The sequence below is a fragment of the Micromonospora sp. NPDC048842 genome, from assembly GCF_040649935.1.
Taxonomy (GTDB): Bacteria; Actinomycetota; Actinomycetes; order Mycobacteriales; family Micromonosporaceae; genus Micromonospora; species Micromonospora hortensis.
In genome coordinates this window covers 58,422-71,170 of record NZ_JBEZGK010000014.1, presented here as the reverse complement: position 1 = coordinate 71,170, position 12,749 = coordinate 58,422, and the positions used below count along the sequence as shown (strand labels likewise).

Below are 12,749 nucleotides of genomic sequence, written 5' to 3'. Positions count from 1 at the left end.
GGCGTTTCAGTGCGGGGTGTGTCAGCGGTGGAGCAGCCGCAGAGACCGGCGCAGCCGGTCGCGGAACTCGCCCCTGGAGGTCGAGGTCGACTTCCAGGTGAGCGCTGCGGAGAAGAGCAGGTCCATGACGTCGTCAGCGGTCCGCCCCTCGTCGAGCAGACCGGCCGGGGCGACGGCCTCGATGTGGGCTCGCAGTGCCGCTTGAGCCCGCACCTGGTAGTCGTGGAACATCGAGCCCAGCTGTGGCTCGCTGTTCTCCAGCAGGTCGTTGAGGTCACGGGCCATCTGGGTGTCGATGTACGAGCCCATCAGGGCGTCCAACCCGGCCACGACCCGCTCGTCGAAGCTCGTCGACTGGTCGGCGAGGCAGGTTTCCATGGCGTGCTGGGCGCGTTCCATGACGCCCTGCATGGTGGCGCGGTACAGCTGCTCCTTGTTGGGGAACATCAGGTACAGGCCCGGCCGGGAGATGCCCGCCGCCTTGGCGACCGCCTCCATCGACGTCTTCTGGAAGCCGTAGCGCCCGAACACCGCGACCGCCGCCGCCAGGACGGCGGCGCGCTTCGGGTCCTCGACAACCGCCTCTGCTGTGCTCACGTTTGACAGATTAGACGACTTTTCGAAACTTGTCTAACGCGTCCAGTGGGCGGGCGTCAGGCCGAGCGGCGGCGGTGGAGCCGGGTGAGGTCGCTCGGGCGGCCCGGGTCGACGTGGCGGGGCAGGTCCGGCTCGTCGGGGCGCAGCGGGGCGAGGGTGTCGGTGAGCGCGTCGATGATCCGGTCGGTGGCGCGGCGGGCCGCACCGGGGTTGGCCGCGGCCGTCTCGCCCAGGTCGACAGGGGTGCCGAAGTGCACCCGGATCACCGGTCGACGCCACAGCGAACGGGCTATGCCCCGCAGCATTCCGCGGGGCGCCTGATACGGCAGCACCTCGTGCGAGCCCCACTGGGCAACCGGGACAACCGGGGCGCCGCAGGCCAGGGCGAGGCGGGCGGCGCCCGTCTTGCCGCGTTCGGGCCACAGGCCGGGGTCCAGGCCGATGCGCCCCTCGGGGTAGATGAGGATCACCGAACCGCGCGCGACGGCAGTGGCGGCGTCGTCGAGGGCCCGGTGCACGGCGCTGGTGCCCCGGTCGACCCGAATGTGCCCGGCGTGGCGCATGGCGGCGCCGAACACCGGGACGCGGAACAGTCCGGCGGTCGCCATGATCCGCGGGGCGACGCCACGGGTCTGGCAGGCGGCGGCCATGACCACCGGGTCGAACGGGCTGATGTGGTTGGCGGCCAGCACCAGCGGGCCGCGACGCAGGTGCGCCGGGACGTCGCCGGTGACCTCGAGGCGGGCGAGCAGGCCGACCAGGCCCCGGGCCAGCAGCAGGGCGGCGCGCCAGATCAGCGGCGGCTGCCAGGTGGTGTGTGCGGTGTCCATCAGCGCGCCATCGTCGCACGCGCCGGCGGGGCCGCGGGGGCGGGTCGGGTGATCAGGGTCATTGGTCCCGGGAGGGCGCGGGCCGCCCACCCTTCTACGACGAGCAGTAGTATTTACTACGTCTCGTAGTACGGATGGCTGGGGGTTTTCAGGTGGACGCGTTGGACGTTGCCCGCTGGCAGTTCGGTGTCACCACCGTCTACCACTTTCTCTTCGTACCGCTGACCATCGGCCTCTCCGTGCTGGTGGCCATCCTGCAGACGATGTGGCACCGCACCGGCAACGAGCGCTACCTCAAGCTCACCAAGTTCTACGGCAAGCTGTTCCTGATCAACTTTGCCATGGGCGTGGTCACCGGCATCGTGCAGGAGTTCCAGTTCGGCATGAACTGGAGCGACTACTCCCGCTTCGTCGGCGACGTCTTCGGCGCGCCCCTGGCCATCGAGGCGCTCGTCGCGTTCTTCCTCGAATCCACCTTCATCGGCCTGTGGATCTTCGGCTGGGACCGACTGCCCAAGCGGGCGCACCTGGCCAGCATCTGGGCCGCCGCGATCGGCACCAACCTCAGCGCGTACTTCATCCTCGCGGCGAACTCGTTCATGCAGAACCCGGTCGGCTATCGGATCAACCCCGACAGCGGGCGCGCCGAGCTGACCGACTTCCCGGCCGTACTGACCAACAAGGTCGCCCTGATCACCTTCCCGCACACCCTTGCCGGCTCGTTCCTGGTCGCCGGGTCGCTCATCGTCGCGGTCGGCCTGTGGCACGTCATCCGCAACCGCGACTCCGTCGACACCGGCGCGTACCGCTTCGCCACCAAGTTCGGCTCCTGGGTGGTCCTGGTCGCCTCCGCGGCCGTGCTGTTCACCGGCGACATCCAGGGCAAGATCATGACGGACGTGCAGCCGATGAAGATGGCCGCCGCCGAGGGCCTCTACACCACCGAGAGCCCCGCCTCGTTCTCCGTGCTGACCATCGGCAGCCTGGACGGCAGCCGCGAGGTGTTCGCCATCAAGATCCCGTACCTGCTGTCGTACCTGGGCACCGGCGACCCGAACGGCACAGTGCACGGCATCAACGACCTCCAGGCCCAGTACGCCACGCAGTACGGCGCGGGCAGCTACACCCCGATCATCCCGGTCACCTACTGGAGCTTCCGCTTCATGATCGCCTTCGGGATGGCAGCCGGCGCGATCGCCCTGCTGGTGCTCTGGAGTCAGCGCAAGGGCCGCACCCCGAGCAGCAAGTGGCTGCTGCGCGCCGGGCTGGCCATGCCGGTGCTGCCGTTGCTGGCCAACTCCTTCGGCTGGATCTTCACCGAGATGGGTCGCCAGCCGTGGATCGTCTTCGGCGAGATGCTCACCCGCAACGGGGTGTCCCGCAGCGTCTCGCTGGCCGAGGTGCTCACCTCGTTCACCGCCTTCACGCTGATCTACGCCACCCTCGCCGTGATCGAGGTCAAGCTGCTGCTGCGCTACGCCAAGGCCGGCGTGCCGGACGTCAGCGAGCAACCCCCCACCGACGACACCGACGACGCCGAGCGCCCGCTCGCCTTCGCCTACTGATCCCGGAGCCCATCGTGGAACTGACCACCATCTGGTTTCTCCTCGTCGCCGTGCTGTTCACCGGGTACTTCATCCTGGAGGGCTTCGACTTCGGCGTCGGCATGCTGCTGCCCGTGCTCGGCCGTGACGACCGGGAACGCCGCGTCCTGATCAACACCATCGGCCCGGTCTGGGACGGCAACGAGGTGTGGCTGATCACCGCCGGTGGCGCCATGTTCGCCGCGTTCCCCGAGTGGTACGCCACCCTCTTCTCCGGCTTCTACCTGCCGCTGCTGCTGATCCTGCTGGCCCTGATCGCCCGGGGGGTCGCCTTCGAGTACCGGCACAAGCGCCCCGAGGCGTCCTGGAAGCGCCGGTGGGACGCGGCGATCGTGGTCGGCTCGCTGCTGCCGGCGATCCTGTGGGGCGTCGCCTTCGCCAACATCCTGCGCGGCGTGCCGCTGGACGCCGACCACGAGTACGTCGGCGGCCTGTTGAACCTGCTCAACCCGTACGCCCTGCTGGGCGGCGCGACCACCCTCGCGCTGTTCCTCACCCACGGCGCGGTGTTCCTCGCCCTGAAGACCACCGGCGACATCCGCGAGCGCGCGGGCGCCCTCGCGGTGCGCCTGGGTGTGGGCGCCGCAGTGCTCTCGGTCGGGTTCCTGACCTGGACGTTGAGCATCCGCTCCAGCGCGGCCGCCGTCGTGCTCGCCGTCGGCGCGGCCCTCGCCCTGCTCGGTGCCCTGGCCGCCGCCCGGGTACGCCGGGAGGGCTGGGCGTTCACCGGCACCGCAGTGGCGATCGGTCTGGCGGTGGCGACCCTGTTCGCGGCGCTGTTCCCGAACGTGCTGCCCTCCACCCTGGACGCGGCCGGCACGCTGACGGCCACCAACGCCGCGTCCACCCCGTACACCCTGAAGATCATGACCTGGGTGGCGGTGATCTTCACGCCGGTGGTGCTGGCCTACCAGGGGTGGACGTACTGGGTGTTCCGCAAGCGCATCGGCGTGGCCAACATCCCGCAGCACTGACCGAGAGGGCCCTGGTCTGCGCCGATCTTGCAGTTTCGGTCGCCGTGATGCGTGGGATGCCCCGTATGCCGCGACAGGAACTGCAAGATCGCGACTAGTTGATCATGCCGCGAGTAAATCGGCCTTAGGTGCGCGGCCGTCTCGCTACGGTGTGCCGATGCCTGCCACCGTGCACGTTCGTGAACTCACCGCCGACGACCTCGACGCCGCCTGGGAGCTGGGCCGGTTCGCGTTCGGCTCCGACCCGCAGCGGCCCGCGCAGGCCACCGCCACGCCCGCCGGCCTGACCCGCTACGGCGCGTTCGACGAGGCCGGTCGGCTCGTGGGCAAGGCCGTCGACCTGCATCACGACCAGTGGTGGTCGGGCCGAGCGGTGTCGGCAGCCGACGTGGCCGGGGTGGCTGTCGCTCCCGAGGCCCGTGGTCGGGGCGTGGCCCGCGCCATGCTCACCGCCCTGCTGAGGGGCGCACGCGAGCGCGGGGCGGCGGTCAGCGCGCTCTACCCGACAGTCGCCGCCCCGTACCGGGCCTGCGGGTGGGAGGCCGCCGGTGTGCTGCGTACCGTCGACCTGGCCACCGCCGCGCTGCCCCGACACCGGCCCGCGTCGCACCTCACCGTCCGGGCCGGTACGCCCGCCGACCTGCCTGCCGTCGCCGGCCTGTACGAGCGGGTCACCCGGCACCGCAACGGCATGCTGACCCGCCGGGGTGAGCTGTACGACTTCTTCGCCGCCGACCGGGGTCTGCCCGGCGACGGTCTCACCCTCGTCGAGCGCGACGGCGACCTGGTCGGCTACGCCACCTGGCAGAGGGGCCGAGGCTACGGCGCAGATTCCGTGCTCACCGTCGACGAGGCGCTGGCCGTCACCGCCGAGGCCGCCCGGGAACTCGTCGGGGTGCTCGGCAGTTGGGCCAGTGTCGCGCCGACCCTGCGGCTGTGCCCGCTCGACGGGGACGCGGTCAGCCCTCACCTGCCGTTGGAGTCGGCCCGTGACCACGAGCGGGACCTGTGGATGCACCGACCGGTCGACGTCGCCCGCGCGGTGAGCGCGCGGGGGTGGCCGGCGCACGCCCGGGGCGCCGTCGACTTCGGCCTCACCGACCCGCTCGCCGACTGGAACTCCGGCACCTGGCGGTTGGCTGTCGCCGACGGCGCCGCCGAGCTGACCCGCGTCGACGGCGAGGCCGAGCTGCGGCTGGACGTGCGCGGTTTCGCCCTGCTCTACGCCGGGGCCGCGCCCGCCCGCTCGGTCGCGCAGGCCGGGCTGCTGCACCACAGCCCGGGCGTCGACCCGGCCGCGCTCGACCTCCTGGCCTCCGGCGGCCCCGCGCAGTTGCTCGACTACTTCTGACCGGCGGCCGACGGTTTCCGCCTCCGAAGTGGGAACTCAGCGGCGGCAGCGGACAGATACAGGTGTGACAGCCGAGATGCGCGCCCGGATCCGGGCCGGAGACTCCGATGCGTTGGGTGAGCTCTTCGACGAGCACGCCGACGCGGTTCATCGACATGCGCTGTGGAGCGGAAGCGATCCGGCGCACGCCGAGGACGTGGTGTCGCTGACCTTCCTCGAAGCGTGGCGGATCCGCGAATCCCTGCGTCCGGATGGGGACAGCCTGCGGCCGTGGCTGCTCGGGATCGCGACAAACGTGCTGCGCAATCGCCGGCGGGCAGCGCGCCGGCACCGGGAGGCGTTGCGGCGGCTGCCGGTACGCGACACCGTCCCGGACTTTGCCGACGCGGTGGTCGACCGGATGCACGACGCCGACCAGGTGGCCGCCGCCATGGCGGGACTGCGGGCGTTGCGCCGCGCCGACCGGGAGGTGTTCCTGCTCTGCGTGTGGTCGCAACTGGACTACGCGGCGGCGGCCGAGGCGCTGGGCGTACCCGTCGGGACCGTGCGCTCCCGGCTGTCGCGGGCCCGGGCCCGGTTGCGAGCGCTGGCACAGCAGGAGCTGGCCGGCATCCGGATGACCCCCGTCGAGCAGGGAGAGTACCGATGACAGAGCCGACCGCCGCGCCCGTGCCGGCCCTGCCGGCGATGCGCCGACAGGTACTGCGGCATCATCTGCTGACCGAGATCCGGCGGCCGTCGCGGCGGCCACGACGGATGCGGGTGCTCGCGCCCGTGGCGGGCGTGCTGACCGTCGCGGTCGCGGCCGGGATGATCGCCCAGCCGTGGTCGGCGGACAGCGCGCCACTGATCGTCCCGGTCGAGCAGGGGGAACGCGTCGGGGCGTCACTGCTGCTGAACCGGATGGCCGCGGTGGCCAGCGACAAGCCGGGACCACCCTCCGGCGCGGGCGGGTACGTCTACATCAGGAGCCGGGGTGCCTTCGCCGAGCTCGGTGACGGCCCGGCGCGGCTACGGCCGGTGCACGAGCGGGAGATCTGGATCCCCCGGAACGAGCGGGGTGACGGCCTGTTGCAGCAGCCGTTCTTCCACGCGCCGATCATCGGTGTGGTCCCGCAGCGCGAGACGCTCACGGACGTGACGCCGAACGCGGCGCTGGTCGACCTGCCCGAGGACCCGGACGCCCTGCTGGCGAAGCTGTACGGGGAACGCCAGCAGCGGGGCCGGGGCAACAGCCGCGACGGCGCGGCGTTCACCGCGATCGGCGACATTCTGCGCGAGTCGTTGGTGCCGCCGGTCACGAGCGCCGCGCTCTACCGGGCCGCGGCGAAGATCCCCGGGGTCGAGGTGGTGCGCGGGGTCGCCGACGCGGCTGGGCGGCGGGGGATAGCCGTCGCGCACACCGAGCGGAGCCGCCGCGACGAGTGGATCTTCGATGAGCGGACCTTCGACTACCTCGGTGAGCGCAGCTATCTCGTGGCGGACACCGTCGACGGGCCGGCCGGGACGGTGCTGGGCACGACCGCGGTGCTGCAACGGGCCGTGGTGTCGGAGCTCGGGCAGCGCCCGGCGCGGTAGGTGGTCCGGGCGGCCGGCCCCAGGCTCAGCGTCCTGGGCGCCGGTCGCTCGGTCGCGGTGTCCGGTCAGGCCGGGATCACCGCCACCACGGGCCTTGGCGCGGTCAGGCCGGGATCGCCGCCAGCTCGGCGTTCGCGCGTTGGGTGACGATGGTGAGCACCCGCGCTGCCGTGCTGGCCTCGTCGGTGGGGATCTGCGCGTACAGCCGGGCGCTGAGGTCGGCGACGGCGGCGACGACGCCGCGCTGCACGGCGCGACCGGTGTCGGTGAGCGCCAGCCGTGGCTCGTCGCCGCCGGCCGCGCCGTCGACCTGCGCGAGGTCGGCGTCGACGAGTTGGTCGACCACCTGGCGCACGGCCGACTCGTCGATCTTGAGTGTGCTGGTGACCCGGTGCGTGAGGTGTGCGCGTTCGACCGGGCCCTGGGCGAGGACGTGCAGCGCGACCACCTGGTCGAACGTGACGCCGAGGGGGCTGATGGCCCGTTCGAGCAGGGCCCGGGTGGCGTAGTGGGCGTGGCCGATGACCTGGCCGTTGAGGGCGGGGATGGTGGACATGACGCCTCCTTCGATACGTTGGCGCGTCCAACGTTGGTTGCACCAACGTAACACCGATCGTGGGTCGCGCCAACGATTACTGCTAGGCTGCGCCGCATGGACAACGCGGCCCGGCAGTCACCCGCCGGGCTCAGCACCACCCCGAGCTGGCTGCTCAACCAGACCGCCGGACACGCCGCCCGCCTGCTCAGCGAGGGCTTCGCCGCGCACGACCTACGCGGCTACCACTACCGGCTGCTCGCCACCCTGGCCGAGGACGGGCCCGCGAGCCAGGCCGACCTCGGCCGGCGCTGCGGCATCGACCGCAGCGACGTGGTGGCCGCCATCAACGACCTGGCCGGCCGAGGGCTCGTGGTGCGTGCCCCCGACCCGGCCGATCGCCGCCGCAACGTCATCAGCGCCACCGACGCCGGCGCCGACGAGGCCCGCCGGATGGGAGTGACCCTCGAGCGCGTCCAAGCCGACCTGCTCGCCCCGCTGTCCGCCGCCGAGCGCGAGCAGTTGACGCGACTACTTACCCGACTGCTGCACCACCACAGCCGGCACTGACCCGCCTCAGCGGGCCTCGCGCAGCTCCGCCAGCCGGGCCTCGATCTCGGCCAACTCGGCGCGCAGCTTCTCGGCCTGCTGCTCCGCCTCGGCCCGCTCGGTGCCGAGGATCTGCTCCACCGCCTCCTGCACCCCCGGCACGTCGACCAGGGCCACCATCTTCAACGCCTCCGCCGGCTTCACCACGTACGGCTTCGCCAGTGCCTTGCTGCCCTGCTGCGCGGCGACGGTCCACTCACCGTCGGCGTACGCCAAGGTCACTGTGAGACCCGCGGGGCCCTTCGGCTTGACGGCCTTGACCGCCCGCCGCGCCGGCGGCTTCTCCGTCTGCTCCACCTTCGGCTCCTCCTGTCGCTGCGCGGGCACCCGCGGCGTGTCCAACACGAACTCCGGTGCGGCCGCCGCTGGCGGCTCGGGCTCGGGCTCCGGCTTCGGCTCCACCACCCGACGAGTCACGCCCTTGGGCGCCACGGCCAGGTCGGCGGGGGAGAACGGCAACTCGTCGCGACCGAAGCGCACCACCACGAACTCGTCGGACACCTCCGGGTCGGTCAGCTCGATCACCTGACCGACCTGACCGGCGATCTGCCCCGCCGCAGCGGTGAACACCACCCGCGGCTTGCGCCCGGCGGCCAACGACTCCCGGATGCTCTGCACCTCGCTAGTGGACAAACCCTGGCCGGCATCCATCACAACCCTCTTCCGTACACCTGTTTGATTGCTGTCTTGATACCAGCCGACTGCGACACCCGCCGCACGGGGCTCACGCCCGCTCAGCCGCCCAGCGCGCGCAGCGCCCGGTCCGCGTGCTCGTTCATGCTGACCTCGCTGTGGATCACCTCGACGACCCGCTGGTCGGCGCCGATGACGAACGTCATGCGCTTCATGCTCAACGGCCCCAACGGCACCCGCCGCTTGACGCCGAACTGCTGCGCCACCGCGCCGTCGGCGTCCGACAGCAGCGGATAGTCGAAGCCGTGCAGCTTCGAGAACTCGGCCTGCTTCGCCACCGGGTCGCGGCTGATGCCCACCCGCGTCGCGCCCAGCGCCGTGAACTCCGCAGCGAGGTCGCGGAAGTGGCAGCTCTCCGCCGTGCACCCCCGGGTCATCGCCGCCGGGTAGAAGAACAACACCACCGGCCCGGCCGCGAGGAACTCCGACAGCCGCCGCGGCGTGCCCGTCTCATCCGGCAGCTCGAAATCCTGTACCACGTCGCCGACACCCACACCCGCCACCGCGCACCTCCATTGTCCGATCGACCGTCGTCTGATCGACCGCGCGGTGAGCGTAAGCGATCACGCCCAGAGCGCCGCCACCTCGTCGGCCACCAGGTCGGCCTGGGCCCGCCCGGCCCGCGCCGCGCTCGCGCGCCGCGCCGGGTCCAGCACGTTGCGGCCGATCGCCGTGCGCGCCGCCGCGTCCGGCGTCAGCACCACCACCCGCGACCCCGCCGCCCGCAACGCGTCCACCTGCGCCGACAGCCGTGGCATCGGCCCGAACGCCGCCGACGTCGGCGCGAGCACCAGCACCGCCCGCGCGTCCGCCGCCAGGTCCGCGTTCACGCTCGAGCGCATCCCACCGTCGACGAAGCGGCGCGTGCCGATCGTCACCGGCGGCCACACCCCGGGCACCGCGCAACTCGCGCCCACAGCGTCGACCAGGGACACCCCGCTGTCGCTGTCGAACACCACGAACTCCCCGGACGACGCGTCCACCGCCGTGACCAACAGCCGCCGCTGCGGCCACTCCTGCTCCGGCAGAAGGGCCTCGATCACCACCCGGCGCGACGCCTCCGACTGGGTACGGGCCGCCACCGCCATCGCCCCGATCCGCGCCCGCGAGCGCACCGCGTCCCGGGTCCGACCACCGGCCCAGATCAACCGCGCCAGCGTCGTGAAACCCAACCGTGCCGCCAGCTCACTCGACGGCGGCGCCAACTGCTTGCTGTAGAAACGCTCGACGGGCAACCCGGAGCACACCTGCGCGCCGACCACCGAACCCGCCGACGTGCCCACCACGAGATCGGCCTCGGTGACCGGCACGCCCCGCTCGACCAACCCGGCCAGCATCCCCCACTCCCAGGCCACCCCGGTCACCCCGCCACCGCCGAGCACCAACGCGCGCTGCATGTGACCCTCCTCTCGACGACCGACCCGCGCCGGTCACGGTAGCGTCGGCAAAGCCCTTGCGCAGACCCTGGGAGGCACCATGGCACCCGTCACCGTCATCACCGGCGGCGGCCGGGGCATCGGCGCGGCCACCGCCCGCCGGCTCGCCGCCACCGGTCACCACGTCGCCCTGTGCTACCGCCGCGACGAGGCCGCCGCCACCACCGTCCTGGCTGACCTGCGGGCCGCCGGCGCACAGGCCATCGCGGTACGCGCCGACACCACCGACCCTGAGCAGGTGCGCGCCCTGTTCGACGCGGCCGCCCAGCTCGGCCCGCTCACCGGCCTGGTCAACAACGCCGGCGTCACCAGCCTGATCGGGCCGTTCACCGAGTTGCGGGTCGAGGACCTGCGCCGGGTCGTCGACGTCAACCTCGTCGGCTACGTCCTCTGCGCCCAGCAGGCCGCCCGCCGGCTCACCGACGGCGGGGCGATCGTCAACGTCTCGTCGGCGGCCGCGACCATCGGCAGCCCGGGGGAGTACGTGCACTACGCCGCCGTGAAGGCCGCCACCGACACCCTCACCGTCGGCCTGGCCAAGGAACTCGCCCCGAGGGGCATCCGGGTCAACGCCGTGGCGCCCGGCATCGTGCGCACCGACATCCACGCCGACTCCGGGGTGCCCGACCGCGCCGACTCCGCCGTCGGTCGCATCCCGCTGGGCCGCGCCGGCGAACCCGACGAGATCGCCGCCGCCATCGCCTGGCTGCTCGGCCCGGACGCCTCGTACGCCACCGGGACCGTGCTGCGCGTCTCCGGCGGTCTCTGACCACGCGTCCGTCCGGTCGGAGACCGCCGGGCGTCTGCGCGGTCGGAGACCGCCGGGTGTCTGTGCGGTCGGAGACCGCCGGGGCGTTCACCCGCTCGTAGACCGCCGGATCCGGCTCAGTGGGTGAACAGCTTCGCCGCGGTGACGACGGTCTGGGCGACCCCGTAGCCGAGCAGCGCCGCCACCACCAACCAGGAGATCCACAACCGGGTCTGCTGCCCGGGTCGGCTGTCCTCACTCATCGCGTACCACTCCTCTGCGCCGTCGTGTCCTCGTCCATGTCCCGATCCGCTTCCTCATCCGCGCCCTGTTGCGGGTTCTGCTCCGTCGCCGGTTCGTGGTAGCGCTGCGGCACCGGGCGCACCAGCAGGTTCGCCACGAAGCCCACGGCCAGCACAGCCACCATCGTGAACAGCGCCGGACGGTACGCCGCGGCGGTCAGCGAGCCCGGCTCGCCCTGCGCGTCGAGGAACCCGTTGACGATCAGCGGTCCGGCGATCCCCGCCGCGGACCACGCCGTCAGCAGCCGACCGTGGATCGCACCGACCTGGAAGGTGCCGAACAGGTCCCGCAGGTACGCCGGCACTGTCGCGAAGCCACCGCCGTAGAACGACAGGATCACGCAGGCCAACAGCACGAACAGGGCCGTCGAGGTCTGCCCGACGAGCGCCAGCAGCGCGTAGAGCACCATGCCGACACCCAGGTACACCAGGTAGATCGGTTTGCGGCCGATGATGTCCGAGGTGGACGACCACACGAACCGACCGGCCATGTTGAACAGCGACAGCAGACCCACGAACCCGCCGGCCGCCGCGACTGTCACCGCCGAGGTGCCGTTGTCGCGGAAGAAGTCCTGGATCATCGGGCTGGCCTGCTCGAGGATGCCGATGCCGGCGGTCACGTTGCAGAACAGCACCACCCAGAGCAGCCAGAACGAGCGGGTCTTCACCGCGTTCGCCGCCGACACGTTCGCCGTGGTGACCAGCGGCTTCGCCGCCACGCTGGCGGGGTCGAAGCCGGCCGGCCGCCAGTCCTGCGCCGGCACCCGCACGTTCGCCACCCCGAACATCATGATCACGAAGTAGCCCAGACCGAGGGTGACGAACAGCCATACCAGGGCGCTGCCCGACGCCGTCGACCCCGCGTTGGCCGGGTCGTAGCCGGCGTCGTAGAACGACAACAGTTGCCGTGACAGCGGAGAGGCGACCATCGCCCCACCACCGAATCCCATGATCGCCAATCCGGTGGCCAGTCCCGGCCGGTCCGGGAACCACTTGATCAGGGTGGAGACGGGGGAGATGTAGCCGATGCCCAGCCCGATGCCGCCGAGCAGCCCGTAGCCCAGGTACAGCAGCCACAGCTGCTTGGTGGCGATGCCCAGCGAGCCCACCAGGAAACCCGCCGCCCAGAAACAGGCCGAGACGAACATCGCCTTACGCGGGCCGTTCGCCTCCACCCAGGTCCCGGCGACAGCGGCGGACAACCCGAGCATCACGATCGCGATGCTGAAGATCACCCCGATCGCCGTCTGACTGGTGTCGAAGTGGGCGATCAGGGAGTTCTTGTAGACGCTGGTCGCGTAGACCTGACCGATACAGAGGTGGATGGCCAACGCCGCCGGAGGGATGAGCCACCGGCTGTAGCCGGGCGGCGCGACGGTGTGCCGACGATCGAGTGCGGAAAGCATGCGCTGCTTCCTCTCCGATGAGGACGAGAAACGTGGTCCCCAACGTGCCCACAGCACTCGTTAGCGGCAAACCTCACCGTCGCCGG

15 protein-coding genes are annotated in these 12,749 nt (G+C 71.7%); 7 read left to right on the top strand and 8 right to left on the bottom strand.

The features are described from left to right. Positions 1–21: 21 nt before the first annotated feature. A complete protein-coding gene (locus AB0C19_RS20615) occupies positions 22–597 on the bottom strand; it encodes a TetR/AcrR family transcriptional regulator (protein ID WP_357187663.1) in 576 nt (191 codons plus the stop codon). A 56-nt stretch (positions 598–653) separates the two neighbouring features. After that, positions 654–1,427: a lysophospholipid acyltransferase family protein gene (locus AB0C19_RS20610; RefSeq protein ID WP_357187661.1), complete on the bottom strand. Its 774-nt coding sequence runs from the start codon at positions 1,425–1,427 to the stop codon at positions 654–656. A 152-nt stretch (positions 1,428–1,579) separates the two neighbouring features. Between AB0C19_RS20610 and AB0C19_RS20605 the strand changes: the two genes are divergently transcribed. The 5 genes from AB0C19_RS20605 to AB0C19_RS20585 all read left to right on the top strand — a co-directional run bounded on the left by AB0C19_RS20605 (position 1,580) and on the right by AB0C19_RS20585 (position 6,934). After that, positions 1,580–2,992, top strand: a complete 1,413-nt coding sequence (locus AB0C19_RS20605; RefSeq protein WP_357187853.1) for a cytochrome ubiquinol oxidase subunit I — start codon at positions 1,580–1,582, stop codon at positions 2,990–2,992. A 14-nt stretch (positions 2,993–3,006) separates the two neighbouring features. Further along, positions 3,007–4,005, top strand: coding sequence for a cytochrome d ubiquinol oxidase subunit II (gene cydB, locus AB0C19_RS20600; RefSeq protein WP_357187659.1), 999 nt, complete (start codon positions 3,007–3,009; stop codon positions 4,003–4,005). Between the two features lie 157 nt (positions 4,006–4,162). Beyond that, on the top strand, positions 4,163–5,356 hold the full coding sequence (locus tag AB0C19_RS20595) for a GNAT family N-acetyltransferase (RefSeq protein ID WP_357187657.1): 1,194 nt from the start codon (positions 4,163–4,165) through the stop codon (positions 5,354–5,356). 64 nt (positions 5,357–5,420) lie between these two features. Beyond that, a complete protein-coding gene (locus AB0C19_RS20590) occupies positions 5,421–6,005 on the top strand; it encodes an RNA polymerase sigma factor (RefSeq protein WP_357187655.1) in 585 nt (194 codons plus the stop codon). Continuing rightward, positions 6,002–6,934, top strand: a complete 933-nt coding sequence (locus tag AB0C19_RS20585; protein WP_357187653.1) for a CU044_5270 family protein — start codon at positions 6,002–6,004, stop codon at positions 6,932–6,934. The genes AB0C19_RS20590 and AB0C19_RS20585 overlap by 4 nt, the downstream gene beginning before the upstream one ends. A 103-nt stretch (positions 6,935–7,037) precedes the next feature. Here the strand turns inward: AB0C19_RS20585 and AB0C19_RS20580 are convergent, their stop codons facing one another. Then, on the bottom strand, positions 7,038–7,490 hold the full coding sequence (locus AB0C19_RS20580; RefSeq protein ID WP_357187650.1) for a MarR family winged helix-turn-helix transcriptional regulator: 453 nt from the start codon (positions 7,488–7,490) through the stop codon (positions 7,038–7,040). A gap of 96 nt (positions 7,491–7,586) precedes the next feature. Here AB0C19_RS20580 and AB0C19_RS20575 point away from each other — a divergent pair, with 96 nt between their 5' ends. Next, complete coding sequence (locus tag AB0C19_RS20575; RefSeq protein WP_357187647.1) at positions 7,587–8,039, top strand: MarR family transcriptional regulator; 453 nt, start codon at positions 7,587–7,589, stop codon at positions 8,037–8,039. Between the two features lie 6 nt (positions 8,040–8,045). Here AB0C19_RS20575 and AB0C19_RS20570 read toward each other — a convergent pair whose 3' ends face one another. The 3 genes from AB0C19_RS20570 to AB0C19_RS20560 all read right to left on the bottom strand — a co-directional run bounded on the left by AB0C19_RS20570 (position 8,046) and on the right by AB0C19_RS20560 (position 10,168). After that, positions 8,046–8,729 (bottom strand): hypothetical protein, encoded by a 684-nt coding sequence (locus AB0C19_RS20570; protein ID WP_357187644.1) that lies wholly within the window; start codon positions 8,727–8,729, stop codon positions 8,046–8,048. An 83-nt stretch (positions 8,730–8,812) separates the two neighbouring features. After that, positions 8,813–9,274: a peroxiredoxin gene (locus tag AB0C19_RS20565; protein ID WP_357187641.1), complete on the bottom strand. Its 462-nt coding sequence runs from the start codon at positions 9,272–9,274 to the stop codon at positions 8,813–8,815. Between the two features lie 60 nt (positions 9,275–9,334). Further along, positions 9,335–10,168: a patatin-like phospholipase family protein gene (locus AB0C19_RS20560; RefSeq protein WP_357187638.1), complete on the bottom strand. Its 834-nt coding sequence runs from the start codon at positions 10,166–10,168 to the stop codon at positions 9,335–9,337. A 79-nt stretch (positions 10,169–10,247) separates the two neighbouring features. On the opposite strand from AB0C19_RS20560, the gene AB0C19_RS20555 reads away from it, so the two are divergent. Then, entirely contained in the window at positions 10,248–10,976 is a 729-nt protein-coding gene (locus tag AB0C19_RS20555; RefSeq protein WP_357187635.1) for an SDR family oxidoreductase, read from the top strand. A gap of 116 nt (positions 10,977–11,092) precedes the next feature. On the opposite strand, the gene AB0C19_RS20550 is transcribed toward AB0C19_RS20555, so the two are convergent. Next, on the bottom strand, positions 11,093–11,218 hold the full coding sequence (locus tag AB0C19_RS20550; RefSeq protein WP_266302508.1) for a hypothetical protein: 126 nt from the start codon (positions 11,216–11,218) through the stop codon (positions 11,093–11,095). Continuing rightward, positions 11,215–12,663: an OFA family MFS transporter gene (locus AB0C19_RS20545; protein ID WP_357187632.1), complete on the bottom strand. Its 1,449-nt coding sequence runs from the start codon at positions 12,661–12,663 to the stop codon at positions 11,215–11,217. The genes AB0C19_RS20550 and AB0C19_RS20545 overlap by 4 nt, the downstream gene beginning before the upstream one ends. Between the last annotated feature and the right edge of the window lie 86 nt (positions 12,664–12,749).